Origin of the sequence: Flavobacterium sp. UGB4466 (assembly GCF_903469665.1) — a bacterium.
Taxonomy (GTDB): domain Bacteria; phylum Bacteroidota; class Bacteroidia; order Flavobacteriales; family Flavobacteriaceae; genus Flavobacterium; species Flavobacterium lipolyticum.
The window spans coordinates 50813-71613 of the sequence record NZ_CAGKLC010000007.1 but is presented as its reverse complement, the minus strand read 5'-3'; the positions used below and the strand labels follow the sequence as shown (position 1 = coordinate 71613).

Annotated in this window: 16 protein-coding genes and 1 pseudogene; 11 read left to right on the top strand and 6 right to left on the bottom strand. The window is 34.7% G+C overall.

Annotated features, from left to right (window positions below; genetic code table 11):
- Positions 1 to 105: 105 nt before the first annotated feature.
- Entirely contained in the window at positions 106 to 1359 is a 1254-nt protein-coding gene (locus tag JO950_RS03670; RefSeq protein ID WP_202701278.1) for a DUF445 domain-containing protein, read from the bottom strand.
- Positions 1360 to 1623: 264 nt separating this feature from the next.
- Between JO950_RS03670 and map the strand changes: the two genes are divergently transcribed.
- The 7 genes and pseudogenes from map to pruA all read left to right on the top strand — a co-directional run bounded on the left by map (position 1624) and on the right by pruA (position 10348).
- The gene (map, locus tag JO950_RS03665; RefSeq protein WP_017497801.1) at positions 1624 to 2442 is read left to right on the top strand and encodes a type I methionyl aminopeptidase; all 819 of its coding nucleotides are present in this window, start codon (positions 1624 to 1626) and stop codon (positions 2440 to 2442) included.
- Positions 2443 to 2503: 61 nt separating this feature from the next.
- Positions 2504 to 2876 (top strand): annotated as a pseudogene (locus JO950_RS03660) (GxxExxY protein).
- 79 nt (positions 2877 to 2955) lie between these two features.
- Positions 2956 to 3729 (top strand): class I SAM-dependent methyltransferase, encoded by a 774-nt coding sequence (locus JO950_RS03655; protein WP_026110123.1) that lies wholly within the window; start codon positions 2956 to 2958, stop codon positions 3727 to 3729.
- Between the two features lie 121 nt (positions 3730 to 3850).
- Positions 3851 to 6757, top strand: a complete 2907-nt coding sequence (locus JO950_RS03650; RefSeq protein WP_202701276.1) for a DEAD/DEAH box helicase — start codon at positions 3851 to 3853, stop codon at positions 6755 to 6757.
- Positions 6758 to 6839: 82 nt separating this feature from the next.
- A complete protein-coding gene (locus tag JO950_RS03645) occupies positions 6840 to 8102 on the top strand; it encodes a DUF5103 domain-containing protein (RefSeq protein WP_202701275.1) in 1263 nt (420 codons plus the stop codon).
- A 79-nt stretch (positions 8103 to 8181) separates the two neighbouring features.
- The gene (apaG, locus tag JO950_RS03640; RefSeq protein ID WP_041517556.1) at positions 8182 to 8568 is read left to right on the top strand and encodes a Co2+/Mg2+ efflux protein ApaG; all 387 of its coding nucleotides are present in this window, start codon (positions 8182 to 8184) and stop codon (positions 8566 to 8568) included.
- 154 nt (positions 8569 to 8722) lie between these two features.
- Positions 8723 to 10348, top strand: a complete 1626-nt coding sequence (gene pruA, locus JO950_RS03635) for an L-glutamate gamma-semialdehyde dehydrogenase (protein ID WP_202701274.1) — start codon at positions 8723 to 8725, stop codon at positions 10346 to 10348.
- Positions 10349 to 10461: 113 nt separating this feature from the next.
- Here pruA and JO950_RS03630 read toward each other — a convergent pair whose 3' ends face one another.
- Positions 10462 to 11535, bottom strand: coding sequence for a hypothetical protein (locus tag JO950_RS03630; protein WP_202701273.1), 1074 nt, complete (start codon positions 11533 to 11535; stop codon positions 10462 to 10464).
- A 307-nt stretch (positions 11536 to 11842) separates the two neighbouring features.
- On the opposite strand from JO950_RS03630, the gene JO950_RS03625 reads away from it, so the two are divergent.
- Both JO950_RS03625 and JO950_RS03620 read left to right on the top strand, forming a co-directional pair.
- A complete protein-coding gene (locus tag JO950_RS03625) occupies positions 11843 to 12895 on the top strand; it encodes a sensor histidine kinase (protein ID WP_202701272.1) in 1053 nt (350 codons plus the stop codon).
- Between the two features lie 103 nt (positions 12896 to 12998).
- Complete coding sequence (locus JO950_RS03620) at positions 12999 to 13703, top strand: LytTR family DNA-binding domain-containing protein (RefSeq protein ID WP_202701271.1); 705 nt, start codon at positions 12999 to 13001, stop codon at positions 13701 to 13703.
- Positions 13704 to 13744: 41 nt separating this feature from the next.
- Here JO950_RS03620 and JO950_RS03615 read toward each other — a convergent pair whose 3' ends face one another.
- From JO950_RS03615 to JO950_RS03605, 3 genes are all read right to left on the bottom strand, one after another.
- Positions 13745 to 15493: a CocE/NonD family hydrolase gene (locus tag JO950_RS03615; RefSeq protein ID WP_202701270.1), complete on the bottom strand. Its 1749-nt coding sequence runs from the start codon at positions 15491 to 15493 to the stop codon at positions 13745 to 13747.
- 376 nt (positions 15494 to 15869) lie between these two features.
- Complete coding sequence (locus JO950_RS03610) at positions 15870 to 16589, bottom strand: LytTR family DNA-binding domain-containing protein (protein WP_202701269.1); 720 nt, start codon at positions 16587 to 16589, stop codon at positions 15870 to 15872.
- Complete coding sequence (locus tag JO950_RS03605; RefSeq protein ID WP_237732268.1) at positions 16586 to 17686, bottom strand: sensor histidine kinase; 1101 nt, start codon at positions 17684 to 17686, stop codon at positions 16586 to 16588. Before JO950_RS03605 ends, JO950_RS03610 begins: the two co-directional genes overlap by 4 nt.
- A gap of 426 nt (positions 17687 to 18112) precedes the next feature.
- Here JO950_RS03605 and JO950_RS03600 point away from each other — a divergent pair, with 426 nt between their 5' ends.
- Complete coding sequence (locus tag JO950_RS03600; RefSeq protein WP_202701267.1) at positions 18113 to 18844, top strand: hypothetical protein; 732 nt, start codon at positions 18113 to 18115, stop codon at positions 18842 to 18844.
- A gap of 86 nt (positions 18845 to 18930) precedes the next feature.
- Here JO950_RS03600 and rsmG read toward each other — a convergent pair whose 3' ends face one another.
- Complete coding sequence (gene rsmG / locus JO950_RS03595; protein WP_017497786.1) at positions 18931 to 19560, bottom strand: 16S rRNA (guanine(527)-N(7))-methyltransferase RsmG; 630 nt, start codon at positions 19558 to 19560, stop codon at positions 18931 to 18933.
- Between the two features lie 108 nt (positions 19561 to 19668).
- On the opposite strand from rsmG, the gene JO950_RS03590 reads away from it, so the two are divergent.
- Positions 19669 to 20763 (top strand): acyl-CoA desaturase, encoded by a 1095-nt coding sequence (locus JO950_RS03590; protein WP_202701266.1) that lies wholly within the window; start codon positions 19669 to 19671, stop codon positions 20761 to 20763.
- Positions 20764 to 20801: the final 38 nt, after the last annotated feature.

The following is a 20801-nucleotide window of genomic DNA, read 5'->3' as shown; positions in this document are numbered from 1 at the left end:
CTGTGGCTATTATCTAGACTAATAGGTCTGATACTCCTAAAATAGACATTTCACTTTTTTAAATGTATAATCCTTCTGTGTGTTAAATCATTTTTTACTGATGGATTAGACCAAATAATGATACGTCCACTCGACGGCATAAATTACAAGTCCAATCAGACCTCCTACCAAAGTTCCGTTGATTCGGATGTACTGAAGATCTTTCCCTATTTCCAGTTCTAATTTTTCTGAAACCTCCTTCCCGTCCCAACTTTTCACGGTAGACGAAATCAAATCTCCAATCACTTTTTTATTGTTTAGCAGCATCGAAAGCAAATCGTTCTTGATGAAATTATTGATCTTATCGATCATAACAGCATCTTCTTTTAATCCATTTCCGAACCCCTGAATCAAACCCGAAATATTTTTCTTAATTGACGATTCCTCACCCTTTTCCAAATCAGCTGAAATCGATCTTTTTATTTCATCCCAAATTCCGTTGACATAATCCTGAACCTCTTTTTTTCCGGCAAAACCCAGTATCACAGTATTAATCTTCTCCCGCATCTCCTCTGAATGCTTTACTTTGTCCAGAAAATTATACACATACTCGTCTATCTTAATTCGGATTGCACTTCCGGGATGTTTTGCTTCGTTTAAAAAATCAGCAAGCCCATTAAAAACTCCCTCTGTAATGCTTTTATCCGCCAAACCAAAACTTAAAAATGGTGTCGATGCTTTCACTTTTTTCCGAATCAGGTCTTTATTATTAGCAAGCTCTGTACTCATCACATTCAGCACATTTGTCAGCAGCTCCTCTTTCACATTTCCTTTTTGCAAAGGCTCTAACGCCAGCGCTACCCAATCTCCAAAGTTGATTGCTTCCAGTTTTTCTTTGAACTGAACCTGAATGAATCGCTTTACATCTTCATCTTTTATCGTTTTTAAAACTCCGGGAATAATATTTAAAGCTACAACACTGGCAATTTTATTGGCATTTTCCTCCTGTGAAAGCCAATCAGCTGCTTTCGTAGCAAAATTAAATTCTTCGAGTTTTATTTCCAGTTTCTCCCGATTCAGAAATTCTTCCGAAACAAAACTCCCTAAATTTTCACCAATTTCATTTTTCTTAGTCGGAATAATGGCCGTATGCCAAATCGGAATTCCTAAAGGATGACGAAATAAGGCCACCACTGCAAACCAGTCGGCGATACCACCCACCATCGCCGCTTCACTAAAAGCCTGAAGCATCGGAATCTTAAAATAAACCGCTACTACAAACAAAAGCACTGCGATACCTAAGAGTCCCAATGCATTATTTTTCATCCGCTTCAGGGCTTTCTTCTTTACTATATTTTCATGATCTACAGACGTCTCCATAATTTAATTCATTTCAATGATTACTAATTTACGTTTTTTCTCTGAACTAATAATTCCTCTTCATTGTCCGTTCGCCACGACCCGAGCGATAGCGAACGGACGAAGTAATTCACGAATTACTATTGGCGAACTTTATGCATAAATAGTAATTCGTTATTTTTAAACGCCTGTCATTCCTTTTAATTCGTGAATTCGTGGCGAAAAACTTTTAAATAAAAAGATAATATTAAAATTTGTACTTTTGCGAACTGAAAATCCGAAATTATGATTATTGTAAAATCACGTGAAGAAATCGAATTAATGCGCGAAAGTGCTTTGATCGTATCTAAAACATTGGGAATGATTGCTTCTGAAATCAAAGAAGGAGTAACTACATTATATTTGGACAAACTGGCTGAGGAATTTATCCGTGATCACGGTGCAGTTCCAAGCTTCTTAGGACTGTATGATTTCCCGAATTCACTTTGTATGAGTCCAAACTCTCAGGTTGTACACGGAATTCCGAACAATACACCTTTGAAAAACGGTGACGTTATTTCGGTAGATTGTGGTGCATTCAAAAATGGGTATCACGGTGATCACGCCTATAGTTTCGAAATTGGAGAAGTTGCTCCTGAAGTTAAAAAACTTTTGAAAGTAACCAAAGAATCTCTTTACGTAGGAATCAGAGAATTTAAAGCCGGAAATCGCGTGGAAGATGTTGGAAATGCGATCCAGAAATATACAGAAGCTCACGGATACGGAGTGGTTCGCGAGTTGGTAGGACACGGATTAGGGCAGAAAATGCACGAAGAACCAGAAATGCCAAACTACGGAAAACGCGGTCGCGGAAAACTATTTGTGGAAGGAATGGTTGTAGCCATCGAGCCTATGATCAATCTTGGAACCCGAAACATCAAACAACACAAAGACGGCTGGACTATTACTACCGCAGACGGAAAAGCAAGTGCTCATTTCGAACACGACGTTGCTTTAGTGGATGGTAAACCAGAAATCTTATCGACTTTTCAATACATCTATAAAGCCCTCGGAATCGAAAGCAATGAGGAAGATGAATTCCGAAAAGTGCCGCTGGTATTATAACACAGATTTCACGAATTAGCACGAAATAATAAGTTACTTAAAATTTCACTGAAGGAAGATGATGAATGAGCTGTATTTAAAAGAAGAGTCTTATAAAATTATAGGAATCTGTATGGAAGTCCATAAAATTTTAGGAAAGGGACATAGTGAAAAGGTTTATGGTGATGCTTTAGAATATGAATTTCAAAAAAACAATATCCCGTACAAACGGGAATTAAGATATTATCGTTTATAAAGATATTATATTGCCAAGTTACTATTTTGCAGACTTTGTTATTTTTGACGAAATTATTCTAGAACTAAAAGCAATTACTGCTCTAACAACAAGTGAAATAAAACAAACATTAAATTACCTGGCCGCATCACAAAACAAACTGGGTCTACTAGTTAATTTTGGAGAAGACAGCCTTAAATATAAAAGAATAATACTTTAACCCAAATCAAGGTTCGTGAAATTTCACCACAACATTAATCCGTGTTAATTAGTGAAATTCGTGTTCAAATACATTTACCGTGAAGAAACTTTTTAAATTAGTACTTAATACAATACCCCGTCCAATATTAATTCGTTTAAGTTATGTGGCACGTCCTGTTTTAGCTTTATCATTAAGAGGAAGCAAATATACTGATCCGATTGACGGGAAAAGTTTTAGAAGTTTTTTACCTTATGGATACGGGAAACAACGTAACAATGTGCTTTCGCCAAGTACACTTTCGTTAGAGAGGCATCGTTTGCTGTGGCTGTATTTAAATGATCAGACTGATTTTTTTACAGCACCTAAAAAAGTATTGCATTTTGCTCCGGAACAGGCTTTTTACAAAAGATTCCGCAAACAGAAAAATCTGGATTACACGACAACCGATTTGTTCTCGCCTTTGGCAGATGTAAAAGCAGACATTTGTAATTTGCCTTTTAAAGACAATGAATACGATGTTATTTTATGCAACCACGTTTTAGAACATATTCCGGACGACACTAAGGCCATGCAGGAGTTATTTCGCGTTTTAAAACCAGGTGGAATGGCAATTCTTCAAATCCCGCAGGACTTATCAAGAGCGGTTACTTTTGCTGACGATACCATCACCGATCAAAAAGAACGTGCCAGAATATTTGGTCAGTACGACCACGTACGTATTTATGGCCGTGATTATTTTGACAAGTTAAGAAGCATCGGTTTTATCGTTATCGAAGAAGACTATACTCATAAAATTTCTCCGGAACTGGTAGAAAAATATTGTCTGGCAAAAGGCGAAATCATTCCGCTTTGCTTCAAACAGGAAAACTAATTCTTTCACCCTATAAGTGATACAAGTTCATTTAAAAAGAGTTTTCAAATTATTGATATTTTGAAAACTCTTTATTTTTTTGCCCAATCTCTAAATTATAAGCCAACCAAATCCCTAAATCTTGGAACCTACAAAATCATTTCAGTTCTGCTTTGACATCAGTTTTGAAAAAAACCTGAATACATATATCCCAACAGCTTATATCATTGAGAATACCGATGATATCAAATATCTGGACAAAAAAGCGAGTACAGATGTACTTGAAAGTTTTGGAGTTCTTTTTCAAAATTTAGATTCCAATACAAAAAAAATACTGACGGCTTGCGACGCTTTAAAACCTGATTTTATTTTCAAGAAATTCAGCACCAAAATCAAATCGGCTAAAACAATTGCCGATTTACAAAAAGACTCCAAAATTGAATTTGCCATTCGTCAGCATTTAAAATTTAACTTAGAATCCTTTTACAATCTAATTGTAAAAGAACAATTTCCATTCTCTGCTAATATGAGTGCGGAAAAGGATTTTTATCGTTGGAGAGTCGATACAAATCCGTTAGAATTTGAACCTCAGATTCAATTTGACAAACACGCCGAAGGCATTACTTATACTTTATCTTTAAAAGAAGGCGAAACCACATTTTTACCAATGGATAAAAGTGTGGATATTCTTTTGGACGAACCAAGCTGGTTGATCATCGACAAAAAACTTGGGCAATTAAAAGAACTTAATTCTAAAAAACTGCTGCCTTTTTTAAAGAAGAAATCAATCGAAATACCGTCAAAACTAGTTGACAATTACTTCAAGAATTTCATTCCGGAAATAGCCAAAAAAATCGACATCGAATCTACCGGCTTTGAAATTGAGCTTCGTGACACCATTATTTCCTGCACGATTCAGCCTGTTTTTGATTTCTTTAAAAACTGTTATTACCTCAACCTTTTTTTTGACTATAACGGCTATTCGTTTGATGCGGGTAAAACTAAAAAAACGCACTCTTTTGTTGATTTTAGTGTTGCAAACGAACCTAAAATTATTCAGTTTAAACGAAGCGCTAATGAGATTTCCTATACAGACAAATTACTCCGTCTGGGTTTAACAAAAATCAAAAATGAATTGTTTGGATTGAGTTCAGATGTTGAGACTTCTGATCCGTATGTCAATATTCAATTCATTATTGACCATAAAGAACCACTCGAAAGTCTGGGTTTTACCATTCAGAATCTCAAACTCGAAAGCAAAGAAATCATCACCGAAAGCAACACCATTTCAATTGCAAAAGAAACAAAAGCCGATTGGTTCGACATTAAAATAATCATCACAATTGGTCCTTATAAAATCAATTTCAGCGAAATCATTCCAAACATAAAAAGCAAAGAAAGACTCTTTATGTTGCCTGACGGAAATTACTTTTTGATTCCGCTGGAATGGTTTAGTAAATACGGTTCTCTGGCAAAATTGGCAAAGACAGAAAACGGAACTGTTTTGTTGCGTAAAAGTAATTTTACTGCTTTAGACGGAATTTCAGAAATCGCCAATGATCCGGATCAAATTCATAAAGCTGAATTTACAGCTTCCGATTTATTAAAAGCAACCTTGAGACCGTATCAGATTGATGGTGTAAAATGGCTTTTGGGTCACTTTAATGCCAATCTTGGCGCGTGTTTGGCCGATGATATGGGACTTGGAAAAACGCTGCAGACTTTAGCAGTTTTAGTTGCGGTACAGGAACAACTGGGCTTTACGACCAAAACGACCAATTTTGATTTATTCTCAAACGATACGACTATCGAAAGAGAACCACTGAAGGCCTTGATCGTTCTCCCTTCTTCTTTGGTTTTTAACTGGTACAATGAAGCAGGAAAGTTTACACCTCATTTTTCAAAAATGCAATACGTGGGCAATGACCGAAAATTACTGGCAAGTAGATTAGATTCGACCGATTTAATTTTTACGAGTTACAGCATTGTTCATCGGGATATTTCCATTTTAGAAAAATATGATTTCCGTTATTTGATTCTAGATGAAAGTCAATACATTAAAAACAAAGATTCTAAGATTTTCAAAGCCATCAATAAAATCAGCACGGGGCATAAAATTGCATTGAGTGGTACACCTATTGAAAATTCACTTGACGATTTATGGTCGCAGATGCAGTTTATAAATCCGGATATCTTGGGCAGTTATGCTTTTTTCATGGAAAATTTCAAAAATCCTATTGAGAAAAAACAGAACGAAGAAGTTTTAAATGAATTAAAAAACCTGATCCAGCCCTATATTTTAAGAAGAACTAAAGAACAGGTTTTAAAAGATTTACCTGAATTGACAGAGCAGGTTTATTACTGCAATATGGATACTGAACAGGAAAAACTATACGAAAAAGAGAAATCAAAAGCACGTAACTTTTTACTGAAAACGGATGGGTCAGGTCCTGATAAAATTAGCATTATCAACACTTTAATGAAGCTGAGACAGCTGAGCAATCATCCCAAAATGGTTGATCAGGATTCTGAAGTAGATTCCGGAAAATACATTGCCGTTACGAATTACCTGAAAAACTTAGTCAAGGGAAAACAAAAAATCATCATCTTTAGCTCCTTTGTGACCAATTTGAATTTTTATACGGATTGGTGTAAAGAAAACAAAATAGAATATTGTGAGATTACCGGCGAAACTCCGTCACCAAAAAGAGAACAGCAGGTAAAACGATTTCAGGAAAAAGAAACCCCTTTGTTATTCTTCATTTCCCTTAAGGCGGGTGGCGTTGGTCTCAACATTACCAAGGCTTCGTATGTCTTATTCCTTGATCCCTGGTGGAATCCTTTTGCAGAGAAACAAGGAGTGGGAAGAGCACATCGTATCGGACAATTGAACAAAGTAAACGTAGTTCGTTTCATTTCAAAAAACACAGTCGAAGAAAAAATCATCAAGTTACAGGAAAACAAAAAACTGCTCTCGGATTCGCTTTTGGAAGAAAGTCATATCAGCGACGAAATTGAAGCTAATCTCGAATACCTGCTGGGTTCCTGATCAATTGTTTTCAAAACCTGCAAAACGGCATCCTATTACGTTCTATAAAATTGTTATATTTACAATCTTACAACTTAATAAGATGCCAAAAAAATTGTTTAGAAATCTCCTTATATTTTTCATTTTTGCTTCGGCTACTGCTCAGGAAGTACAAACGGAAGTAAATCCGCCTTACAATATTAAAACCGTCTCTTTTGTTCAGAACGGTAGTAATGTGATTCCGATCTTCGAATTGGGGGAAGCCTTTCAATTTCAATTTGACGATTTATTTGGTAATGAAGCCAATTATTATTTTGAAGTGATACACTGCGATTACAACTGGAAACCGTCTGATATTCCGAAAACAGACTACATCAGCGGTTTTGACAATCAGCGAATTACTGATTATTTAAATTCGTTTAATACACTTCAAATCTATTCGCATTACAGACTTCCTTTCCCGAATCAGTTTACCAGTCAGCTGCGTATTTCCGGCAATTATATGCTTCGTATTTTAAATGAAGACAGAGAAGTTGTGCTATCCAGAAAATTTATCTTATACGAAAATCACTGTACTGTAGCGACTCAGGTAAAAAGAAGCCGGGATTTGTCTAACATAGAACACAAACAAAATCTGGATTTTAACATCAGCTCTAATGATATTGTTTTTCAGACTCCGCTGCAAAATGTAAAAGTGCTGCTGCTACAGAATGGCAACTTTAACACTTCTATTAAAAATATTGTGCCGCAATACACCATTGGGAATCAGCTGGTGTACAAATACGATAAAGAAACTCAGTTTTGGGGCGGTAATGAGTTTTTGTATTTTGAAAACAAAGACATACGTGCGGCTAGCACCAATGTAGCCAAGGTAGGAAGCAGCGGCGACATTTATAACTCTTATTTGTTTACCAATCTGGCAAGAGCCAATCAGATTTACTCGAACAATCAGGATGTAAACGGAAATTTCGTAGTGAAGAATATCAATGCTTCCAACAATGAAATCGAAGCTGACTATGCCTGGGTATATTTCAGTCTGTCGGCCCCAACTTTCAGAGCCTCGAATAAGGACATTTACATCAGCGGGATGTTCAACAATTACAGCCTGTCTCCGGAATACAAAATGGATTACAATTCCGATAAAGGTATATTTGAAAAAGCCGTAATGATCAAACAGGGTTTTACCGCTTTTCAATACACGGTTGCCGATAAAAAAGGAGTGATTGATTATGAAAATGCCATAGACGGTAACTTTTATCAGACTGAAAATGAATACACCATCCTGGTGTATTACAGAGAAAGTACAGATCGATACCAGAGAGTGATTGGCAAAGGAAATGCAAGCTCGATAAACATCATAAATTAAAACATTGTTAAGGATTTAGGCAGAAAGATTTTTTTTCGTAGCTTTGCACCTATAACGCACACATATATACTACTTTAGTATGGTTTCTCAGATAACAAGAGGCATAAAAATATCTGTTTTGACTAGTTTTGAAGGCACTTACTTCAAGAACTATAAGATTCACTTTGCTTTTAGCTATGTCGTTACAATCGAAAATCACAGCAAAGATTCTGTTCAGTTAACTTCTCGTCACTGGGAAATTTTTGACTCTTTGAACGACCTTGAGATTGTTGACGGTGAAGGTGTTATTGGGAAAAAACCGGTTTTAAAACCCGGCGAAAATCACACTTATAGTTCAGGCTGTTTATTGTCATCTCCTTATGGTGCAATGAAAGGTCATTTTAATATGATCAACTTTACCACTACCAAAACATTCAAAGTAATTGTTCCAACTTTCAGAATGTGTGCTCCTTTTGCTTTAAACTAAAAATTAGGTTTAAAACTCCCTTTTTTATCGTTATCTTAATCACAAATTTGTCAAATTATTAATTTATCCTTTGTACTTTTGTGCAGCGTTAGATTATTCGTAACAATCAAATCGTCTAATTCTTAAATTGTCTAATTATCTAATTTTAAATAACATGCTAAAAGGATTCTTTCACGTACCAAAAGCGGTAAACGAACCGGTAAAAGGATACGCACCTAATTCACCAGAAAAAGCAGCAGTTCAGGCAGCTTACACTACTTTATGGAACTCTAAAATCGACGTGCCGTTATACATCGGAAGCGAAGAAATCAGAACTGGAAATACAAGAACAATATCAGCTCCTCACGATCACAAACATATCGTAGGAACCTACCATTTAGCTGAAAAACAACATATCGAAAAAGCGATTGCCAACGCTCTTGAATCAAGAAAAGCATGGGCAAATATGGCATGGGAACAACGTGCTGCTATTTTCTTAAAAGCTGCTGAGCTTATTGCAGGACCATACAGAGCCCGCATTAATGCAGCAACAATGATCGGTCAGTCTAAAAATATTCATCAGGCAGAAATTGATGCTGCTTGTGAGCTAATCGACTTTTTACGTTACAATGTAGAATTCATGACTCAGATTTACGGAGATCAGCCAAAATCAGATTCTTCTACGTGGAACCGTTTAGAATACAGACCTCTTGAAGGTTTCGTTTACGCGATTACTCCTTTCAACTTTACTGCTATCGCTGCTAATCTTCCTGCAAGTGCTGCTATGATGGGTAATGTTGTGGTTTGGAAACCAAGCGACAGTCAGGTTTTCTCTGCAAAAATCATTATCGATATTTTCAAAGAAGCAGGTGTTCCTGATGGAGTAATCAATGTTGTTTTTGGTGATGCCTTAATGATTACAGATACTGTTTTAGCAAGCCGTGATTTTGCAGGAGTTCACTTTACAGGATCAACTCATGTATTTAAAGACATCTGGGCTAAAATTGGTGCTAACATTCACCACTACAAAACTTACCCAAGAATCGTTGGAGAAACTGGTGGTAAAGATTTTATCATTGCACACCCAAGCGCTAACGTAAAACAAGTGGCTACAGGAATTGCCCGTGGTGCATTTGAATTTCAGGGACAAAAATGTTCTGCAGCTTCAAGAGCTTATATTCCACAAAGTTTATGGCCAGCAGTTAAAGAACAATTAGTTGCCGATGTAAAATCAATGAAAATGGGTTCTCCGGAAGATTTCGGAAACTTTATTACAGCGGTTATCCACGAAGGTTCTTTTGATAAATTGGCGAGCTTCATCGACCAGGCTAAAAAAGACGCTGATGCTGAAATCATCGTTGGTGGAAACTACGATAAATCAGTTGGTTACTTTATTGAGCCAACAGTTATCGTAACTACAAACCCAAAATATACTACAATGGAAACCGAATTATTCGGACCTGTAATCACTATTTATGTTTACGAAGATGCTAAATGGGAAGAAACTTTAGAATTAGTAGATACTACTTCTGAGTACGCTTTAACAGGAGCGGTATTTAGCCAGGATCGTTATGCAATTGAAGTAGCTACAGTAAAATTACAAAATGCTGCAGGTAACTTCTACATCAACGATAAACCAACAGGAGCTGTTGTAGGAATGCAACCTTTTGGTGGAGCAAGAGCTTCAGGAACTAACGATAAAGCAGGTTCTGCATTGAACTTATTGCGTTGGGCATCTCCTAGAACCATCAAAGAAACCTTTGTAACTCCTGAAGATTACAGATATCCTTTCTTAGGATAGTCTTAAAGCTGGAAAGTCAAAAGTCTTAAAGTCAATACCAAAAAGCCAAATCTAAAAATTTAGATTTGGCTTTTGCTTTGTTTAAACTATTGTTTTTTATTTCTGAACAGGATTTATAATTTAAAACTGGAAATAGTATGAAAACGATCTGCTTCTTTGTTTTTTTCTCCTTCAAAAGTATCATAGTTCACAACTAACAGTTTTCCTTTATAAACAATAGTCTCACAAGGATTATCCAATTGCCCGTCAGAACCGTCAGCATTATCATTTTCCCAAATTAAAGAAATAGTATTTGTATCTAAATTTAATTCGTGTACACTATTGTTTTCATAATTGGCAATGAAAATAGAGTTTCGCTTTTTATCATAAAAAAAACCATCGCAACATTTTAATTTATCCGAATCAAAAACAACTTTTTTAGATTTTACTTTTCCATCGCTGTAGAATTCTATTTTAGTAATTACTCCATCACCAAAATTTCCTGCATATAGATTTCCCTTTTTATCGAAAGCAATTCCATCAATCCCAATTGTTCTCTTGGTAACTTCAGGTTTTAAGATAAAAGTTGCAATCCGATAATTTTTCTTATTTGATGAATCCAGGACAATCTTTTTCTTATTTAATTCCTCTAACGAAAAACTATAAATTCCGCTTTCTCTTCTGTTTTCAAACAAAGCATCTGTAATATAAATTCGGTTTTTAAACCATCTTATGGCTTCTCCAAAATTAAATCCTTCGGCCAAAACCTCAGCATTTATTGGTTTTCCGTCTTTTACTATAATTCTAATTAATCTCGAGAAATTCTCTTTTCCAGCAAAAAACTGATTGTCCATAATATATAGATTCCCATCAGGGCCAAACTCCATTCCCATCGGATGTACTTTTTGTGTAACAGGATGCAATGGTAATTTGTCGAACCAGGTTATCGGTTTATCATTTTTATCGAAAGTTAAAATTTTACTGCCGTACTTTTCAAATGAAATTGCATTTGTAATCGAAAGAAATAAATTTCCTTTCTTATCAAGAGCCATCCCGTCCGGAGTTTGGCAAGTTTCGCCTAAGTCTGCAAACAAAGTAGGCCTGATTGCTCTGGAAGCCTCGTTGTATTTAATTTCTTGTTTTTTTTCTTGCGAAAATAAGTTTAAAGAACTTATTAAAATCAGAATACCAATTGTGTGTTTAATCATTTTTTTCATTTCGTTTTAGGTCCGTTTATTATTTTAAGGCGATTTTACTTCAGCATGTCACTCAGAAATAGAATCAATACAAGGATAAATTTGATCCTAATTATTTTTAAGCGAATATAATTGGAAGAACTTCTGATCATTACAGGCGCAACTGAAAAGGTAGTTTTAGCAATCAAATAATGAATAATTCAATTCTGTTGTATTCGTATGCCGAACTGCTATTATTGAAGGCAAAATCTTATTATTTATAGTCCTAAACAAAGCTTATTTCTATATTTTGTTATCTTGCTCCTATTTAAAATATCCTATGAATTTCATCAAACAAATTGATTTAAAAAGAGCAGCTCTTCATTGTTTCTACTGGATTTTCTTTTTATTTTTTTATTTTTCGAATAAATCTGACAACGAAAATTCTTATGCTTTTCTATTTATATATTCCTGGAAAATTGGAGCACAGGCAGCTGTTGGGTATGGTCTGATTTATTGGATTATTCCCCACACACTAAATAAAAAGAAATATTTACTTTTTACAATTTCCGCATTGGGCTGGCTCTATTTCATTTTTGCCCTTTTAATGATTTTAAAATTTTATTATCTCGAACCAAAATTCCCAGGTTTCTTTGATGATTGGCTTGGGCATAAAATGACCGTTATCGAAAGATTAACTTCGGTTAAATTGATGCTAAGAGAATTCTCGTTCCTTACCTATCCTGTTATTATTTTAGGTTTTATAAGTTTTAACCGTAAACAACAACGGCTTTTAAAATTAGAAGAAGAGAAAAAATCAATGGAACTGAAGATTCTAAAAAATCAACTGAATCCACATTTCCTTTTCAATACATTAAATAATCTATATACTTTAACACTAAAAAAAGATGATAAAGCACCGGAAGTTATTGCAAAATTATCTGAAATTTTAGATTTTGTTCTCTATCGCTGCAACGAAGATTATGTATCGATCGAAAAAGAAATTGCGTTAATTGAAAATTATATTGGTCTGGAAAAATTACGCTACAGCGAAAACAGATTGACTATTTCATTTACTAAAAACATCGAAGTAAGCAACAAGATATCTCCTCTAATTCTATTAACTTTTATCGAAAACGCCTTTAAACATGGGGTAATTAACGAAACCGAAAAAGCAATGATTTTTTTGCATTTAGAAAGCAACAAACAACAAATCATTTTTAGCATTGACAACACAAAACCTAAAAACGATTTTAATAAAATCTCGGATAAATCTAAAATTGGCTTAGAAAATGTTCGAAAACAATTGGATTTATTATATCCCCAAAAACATCAATTAGAAATTGAAGAAACGGAAATTACTTATGCCGTTAAACTTTACCTCAACATTTAATTTTAAGATCACAAAATGAAAACTCCTAAGATTTTTTAGAGCTATAACCAAAACTGACTCAAAACCCTTAACTTAGATTTTCTAAAAAATATTCTTTTTTTGAATGAAATACAAATGCATCATCATTGACGACGAACCTTTGGCAAGAGAATTAATTGCTTCTCATTTAGTGAATTTTGAAAATTTCGAACTTATCGATTCTTTCGAAAATGCACTTAAAGCTTATACTTTTTTAGAAACAAACACAGTCGATTTAATTTTTCTGGATATAGAAATGCCACTCTTAAAAGGCAATGAATTTTTAAAGAAATTAAAAAATCCGCCTAAGGTAATTTTCACGACTGCTTATCGGGAATATGCCATAGAAGGTTATGAACTTAATGTCATTGATTATCTCTTAAAACCTATAACTTTTGACCGTTTTTTTGTCTCGATAGAAAAATTCAAACAAGTACAGCCTTTGAAAAAGGAAACAAAATCAGACTCTGAAAATCATATTTTTGTAACCAGCGGAAGCAGAAATATTAAAATTATATTTGATGATATCTTATTTGTTGAAAGCCTAAAAGATTATATTACCATTCATCTCGAAAACGGAAAATCACATCATATTAAGCAGAATATTTCTGTTTTTGAGAAACAATTAGATGCTAATTTTGTCCGTGTTCACCGCTCTTATATCATTCAGATCAAAAAACTAACCGCTTATTCTAAGAATGAAGTTGAAATAAATACGGTCGAAATACCAATAGGAAATAGCTATAAAGAAAACTGGTTACATCATTTAGATACCGCTTTACTGAAATAAAAAAACCAATCTTAAAATGAATAAGATTGGAATTTTTAGTTTTATTTCCAAACCGGAATTTTTACAAAACTATCATTGTACCATTTGATTTTCAGAGGCACTTTAGCATCTTTAATAGTCTCGCTGCTGACCTCCTTCCCCGTTCCATAATTCAATTCCGAAAATGAGTTTTTGTTTACATTCAAAGTAATCAACAATCTACTTCCTTTACTCAGTTGTTTGCTCACCACACGAGTATTTGAAAAAGGAATACTTTCTATTTTATTGGGCTGAAGCAAATTTCTTTTTGTAATATCCTTCGCATAACTTGCCCTGCCTATAAAATAAGACAGCTCAAAATATTTCCCATCTGGCGTTACTTCAAACAAGGTAACTCCAATATCCATATCTTTTTTATTGATACTCGCTTTTATCTCCCCAAAAAATGCCCCATTTACCACTATCGGCTGACTAAAAGGTTCGCTTATAAAAACATAACCATTGGACGTGTCTACTTCGTTATCAATAATAGGATCGGGATAATAATCGTTATTAATGGTTTGTCGGTCTGCAAAATCAACTTCCTGCGGCAAATAACTTTTCTTAACCGGTTTTGTGGCATTCAACGAGTAAAATTTTCCTTTCTCTACCGGATCATTAGCAAGATACAACGTTAACACACTATTACTCATTTTAGCAATAGACGGAGCGCTTCTCCATTCATTAGCCCCCATTACCTCATAATTGACTCTGTCTTTTAAGATTGCCGGTTTGGGTTTGCCTTTCAAAATATAATCAAACCATTGATAGGTTATTTTATAGGTATTGATTAGAGCCACCTCATCTACTTTGTAACCGTTCAGAACAGCATCACCTCCTACTTGCGCACCAAAATGACCATACGGACCAATGATTAAATAAGTGTTAGCTTTAGGATTGTATTTCTCCAATTCTCTCAAATAATACAACCCTGAATTTTGAGAATCATTATAGTAACCGTCAATGGCTAAAACCGGAATATTGATCTGCGCAAAATCTTTTTCGTACGGTGCCATTTTCTGCCAGTATTCGTCAAATGACGGGTGTTTGATCCACTTTTGAAAGGACTGGTTCGGACTACCGTCAATGCTATCCATTTTTTTGTAAGCCACACCGGTTTCCCACCACTTAAACTGCATATTCCTGAAGCGCTGTCTGTCATTTCCCGCAACCGTATCCAGATATTTGTTATTTCCAACATAAAACGTCCATTCGTAATTAGGATTTATAAAAACGTTATTTTCCATAGGCAAACCCATTCCCGGTCTGGAAGCAACATACGGAACTATCGTTTTAAGTGCAGGATGCATTTTTTTACACGCTGCCCATTGCGTAAACCCGTTATAACTTCCGCCATACATCCCGACGCTTCCGTTGCACCACTCCTGTTTACTAATCCAGTCGATAACATCATAAGTATCATTAGTCTCGTTTTCATAAGGCATTATTTCGTCAGGACTAAATCGTTTCCCGCGTGAATACGACATGACTCCTATATAATCCTTATCTGCCGCTGTTTTTAAAGATTTGAGATCTCTGCCTTTTTCTCTGGCATAAATGGTATGCTGATAGATAACCGGCTTGGGAGTTAAATCTCCCTTTTTCCAAACAACGATTGCTGATATTAAAGCACCGTCTCTGGTTTTAATCATCACACTATCCTGAATGTCATAAGCGCTTTCCTGATCTTTTGATCTCGTCGCCATAGTCTGCTGCGAAAATGTCTGGATTACCGAACAGACAAAAAATACAAAACTTAGAATTAATTTCATTGTGTTATTTTGTTTAAATGGTTTTATTAAAATTTTAAAATGATTGAAAAAAGAAGTAATCATGCGGTATCTGAATTTATTTTCCGGAGCTTTATTCCAAATACAACACACTGCGTCCGACTGTTTTTAATAAATTTAAAAACGGCCTGATTTTTTATGACTTCTTCTTTTTGTTAAAGCGATTTAAAAAGAACGGACATCTCTTTTTAAACCCGTTCGGTGTAATTAATAAATTAAATCATTTAACACATAAAAACATGTTTCTTACACATAGGCTACCTCTGTGTGTTTTAAATAAGTGAAACGCCTTTTTTGAGAATGTTACTTTTATGTTTCTATGTGTTAAAAAATAATTACATCCAACAGTTTTTTTAAGTTAAATCCCATTAAGATTTTTAAATTTCACGGCCTGACGGTTTGAAACTTCTAAGAGTTCTCCCGTTTTTAACTTTACTTCCAGTTTGCCGCTAACGGTTCTGTTAACTTCCCGAATGTGATTAAGGTTGATAATTTCGGTTCTGTTTATTCTAAAAAAAACATTCGCATCCAGCATTTCTTCCCATTGGCGGAGGGAACGTCTTTGAAGAGCTTTTTTATCCTGAAAAAAAAGTCTGGTGTAATTTTCAAGAGATTCGATCCGATAAATTTCATCCAACTGAATAAAGAATCTTTTCTCTCCATCTTTAATGAAAATCTTACGGTCTTTTACTGCAACATCTCCCAAAGAATACTTTCCGGATAAAGTATTTCTTATTTTATCGATTGCTTTTGCAAAACGTTCTTCCCTAATCGGTTTCATTAAATAATCTAAAGCATTTACTTCAAAAGCCCGCACAGCATATTCATTATAAGCTGTTGTAAAAAGTACTGCCGGTGCATTATCGAGAGATTCCAGTAAATCGAAACCGGATTTTTCAGGCATCTGAATGTCCAAAAAGATCAGATCCGGCATTTTGGCTTCAATCAGACTTTTGGCTTCATCAGCATTTCCTGCTTCTCCTACAAGAACAAAATCTTCATGCGGTTTTAGTGCCCTTTTTAGTTCTTCTCTGGACAAACGTTCATCGTCTACTATTATAACTTTTATCTTTCTCATTCTGATGGGAATAAAATAGTTGCCAAAACAGTTTCGTCTTGCATTTCTTTAATTTCAAAAGAAGCTCTTCCTTTGTATTGCAACAGCAATCTCTCTTTCAGATTACCCAATCCAATACCTGAAAAATCTTTAATCTCTTTATGAAGCTTCCCCGAATTTTGAACACTGATTTTTATAAAATTGCCCGCCTGCTCTATTTTTACGGTAACAGCTCCTCCTTCTTTTCTTTTTTCAATTCCATGTTTTATCGCATTCTCCACCAGTGTCTGAATACTTAAAGGTAAAACTAAATGATCAGACAGCTTTTGATCTACTTCAATTTCCACCTGTAGACGTTCTTCAAATCGAATTTTTTCCAGCTCCAAATAATCCCTAACCAGACTGATTTCATCGTTTAAGGCTACTAAATTTCCTATATTATTGTTTAAAGAATTCCGAAGCAGATCAGATAAAAGGTCAATCGCCCGTCGCGCTGAATGCGGATCTTCTAACACCAAAAACTTAATACTGTTCAGTGAATTAAAAAAGAAATGCGGATTAAGCTGTGTACTCAGATTATTCAATTGTGCTTCTTTTAATATAATAGACAATCTGGCATTTTCTTTTACGGTTTCAATCTCTAATCTTGAATAATGATACAGATGATAGGCCAGCACCCAAATAGACATTAGTCTGGTACCTGTAATAAAAACCTGCAACTGCGTGGATTGTAAAAACGAAATAAATGAAATTGATGTGCTTTTTAAAACAAATAGCCGAACAAGGTAAAGTTTCCCCACAATCAAAAGCATGTACAACACAGAAAGTATAAGAACACTCAACACTATTCTTGGAACCAATTTTTTCAGACTGAACTTATTCCAACCTCTTATCAAAGCAAAATTTCTGTAAAGATGCGTTAATGAAATACCGATAAACACATCTAACACAAAATCAGCTATCCCAATTGTCCACATAAAACTGCTTCCAAAAAAAGCTGAAATCCCCCAATACAAGGAGGTTACCATCCATCCAATGAGCTGAATTTTCCAATATGCAGATAATTTTACCATCATTCTCAAGTCAAAAACTGTTATGCTGTAGTAAAGATATTCCACTAACGGAGATTGAGCAAATAAAAGTACATAAGCGAAAGATAACTGCGGACGAATGACGTTCTTTCCTGAATTAACACATAAAACAGACTAAAACCGGATCTTAAATCAACCCTAGTTGTATCTGTCTTTTAAAACCTTATAAAAATAGATGTTTTTACCTACAAAAACAATCAATGATTAATGACGAAAATACGTTTCTTCCTTCATTCATATTTAGAATCATTCCAAATTACAACTTTGTCTTATCATGTTATTTATATATCCTATCGTTACATTAAAAGAGAAAAAACCAATATAAATTTGCAGTATAACCCCAAGAAAAAACATAAATTTTAACCTCAAAAAAACGAGAAATAAACTTCATAAACAATTACTATACAATCCAGTTTCAACAAAGGAATCAACTAAAAAATCAACAATTGACTTATGAAAAGCTTGAAAAATGCTCCGCAGATTATTCTAAACTCAAAACACATTGGGCATCCAATTGATTTCAAATGGAATAAAAAGAAGATGGAAAAGTTCTTAGATCCTCTGGATGAATACAAAGAACTCGAAACTGCATTGTTAAATATTAATCATAAAGCAACGGTAGGACTTAGCGCTGCTTTACTGGAATGGATCTACTGGCGTTTTATAGGCCATAATACAAGTATCACTGATACCGAAAAACGCATCGAAGCACTTTGGTGTTCAATTAAAGATCCGGAGTTATCAAGTCCTTTATTATTTGACCCTAATTTTGACATTCCGGCTTCAGGGCCTATAGATGGGCCATTATGGGTGGCACATATGACCGTGAGAATGATCGATGTAAGATATAGAAAAGGGTCTTACTTTTTACAAAATGAAATTACAGGACTGGTACTGCTTGCCCGTCATATAACGCCTAAGAGAAAAAAATTTGACAATTGGTTCAACAATATTCTTATACAATTAACTTATCTGTATCCGTGTCCGTATACAAATGAAGATCTTGATGAAACGGATGAAAAGGTATACGATTCCCATAACGAATCAGTAATCTGCCGAGATTTTTTCTTTAATCCTAAATTTCGCTATACCATCATGGCATCAGAAAAAGCGGTGAATAAATACATCCAAAATTCAGATCAAAAAAGTAATCCGTTCCTGCAACTATCACAAAAAGTTTCCTAATTATGATTTACTAATACTATTTTAAATGCAAAACCCAATAATGCTCTGAAAACAGACAAGCATTATTGGGTTTTATTTTATAGCTTCTAAACAGTGAACTTTAAAGGCAAATGGACTACCTTTTTAGTTTCAAAGAACTCGTCTTCAAAAATAGTCGACAAATCATATAAAGTAGCTTTTGGAAAAGCTGCCAATTCTTCTGTTAAGTCTCCTCCCTTTAAATATAGAATTCCATTTTTCAAAGTGTGCTTATGCTGCTTCTTTATTTTACCTTTTACCCAAGAAACAAAATCCGGCATATTGGTTACTGCGCGACTTACAATAAAATCAAAATCACCTTTCACCAATTCAGCACGCTTTTGTTCTGCTTTAACATTTTTCAATTCTAACGCATCTACAACTCCCTGAACCACCTTAATTTTTTTTGCTATCACATCGATCAGATAAAAACGGGTTTCAGGAAAAAGAATGGCCAACGGAATTCCGGGAAACCCACCTCCGGTACCCACATCCAAAACCGTTGCCCCCGGTTCAAACTTCATAATTTTAGCAATTCCAAGCGAGTGCAAAATGTGTTTTGTATATAAAGCATCAATATCTTTTCTTGAAATAACATTGATTTTTTCATTCCAATCGTGGTATAAAAAGTCTAACTTTTGAAATTGCTGGATTTGAAGTTCAGTCAAATCCGGAAAATATTTCAATATCTCATCCATTGCTCTAATTTTTTTAACAAAAGTAGTACTTTACGATTGAAATATTTAACTCAATTTTGCAAATTGAAAATTTATAATAATTACCTTTGAAACCTATTTAAATTAATTATGAATAACACTGCGCCTACATTTGCGAAGCAAGACAATCTGAAGTTCTTCAGAACGCTTAACTCACGAGTAAACAATTACTTCAAAGAGAACAATATTCAGAAAACAGGAAACTGGAAGCTGCATTTAAAAGCCATTATTCTTTTCGCTGTTTTCTTAACACCATACTTCTTAATATTAACGCTTAACATGCCTTTCTGGGCACAATTACTCCTAAATATCCTTATGGGAGTTGGTATGGCCGGAATTGGTATGAATGTCATGCATGATGGAAATCACGGGTCGTACTCTTCTAAATCATGGATCAACAAAATCATGGGGGGAAGTATTTACGTATTAGCCGGAAACGTTCACAACTGGCAGGTACAACATAATGTACTTCACCATACCTATACGAACATTCACGGTCATGATGAAGATCTTGATGCCGGAAGAATCATTCGTTTTACCCAAAATGCAGAATGGCACCGTTTTCACAAATTCCAACATTACTATTCTTTTTTCTTATACGGACTTTTGACTTTTAATTGGGCTCTAACAACCGATTTCAAGCAAATGAAAAATTACCTGAAAAGAAAATTATCCTACGGAGCACCACAAAGTCCAACTAAATTATGGACCGTTCTTGTAATCACAAAAATCATCTATGTTTTAATCTGGATGGCTTTACCAATGATTTTAGGTGTAATATGGTGGAAAGTTGTGATCGGATTTTTCGTTATGCATTATACTGCCGGATTAATTTTAAGTATCGTTTTTCAATTGGCACACGTAGTAGAAGAAACTTCAAATCCGGTTCCGAATGAAGAAGGGGAAATGGAAAACACCTGGGCCATTCACCAATTGTATACCACTGCTAATTTTGCACCAAAAAACAAAATAATCAACTGGTTCACAGGAGGTTTAAACCATCAAATTGAACACCACATTTTTCCAAATATCAGTCATATCCACTACGGAAAAATTGCCGAAATTGTAAAACAAACTGCCATCGAATGCAACTTGCCTTATCATGAATTCAAAACGATGAGAGGAGCTGTATTAGCACATTACAGACACTTAAGAGATCTTGGAATAAAACCCGAGCTAGCATAAAATAAGAAACTATTAATCATTAACCGTCTTTAATTAAA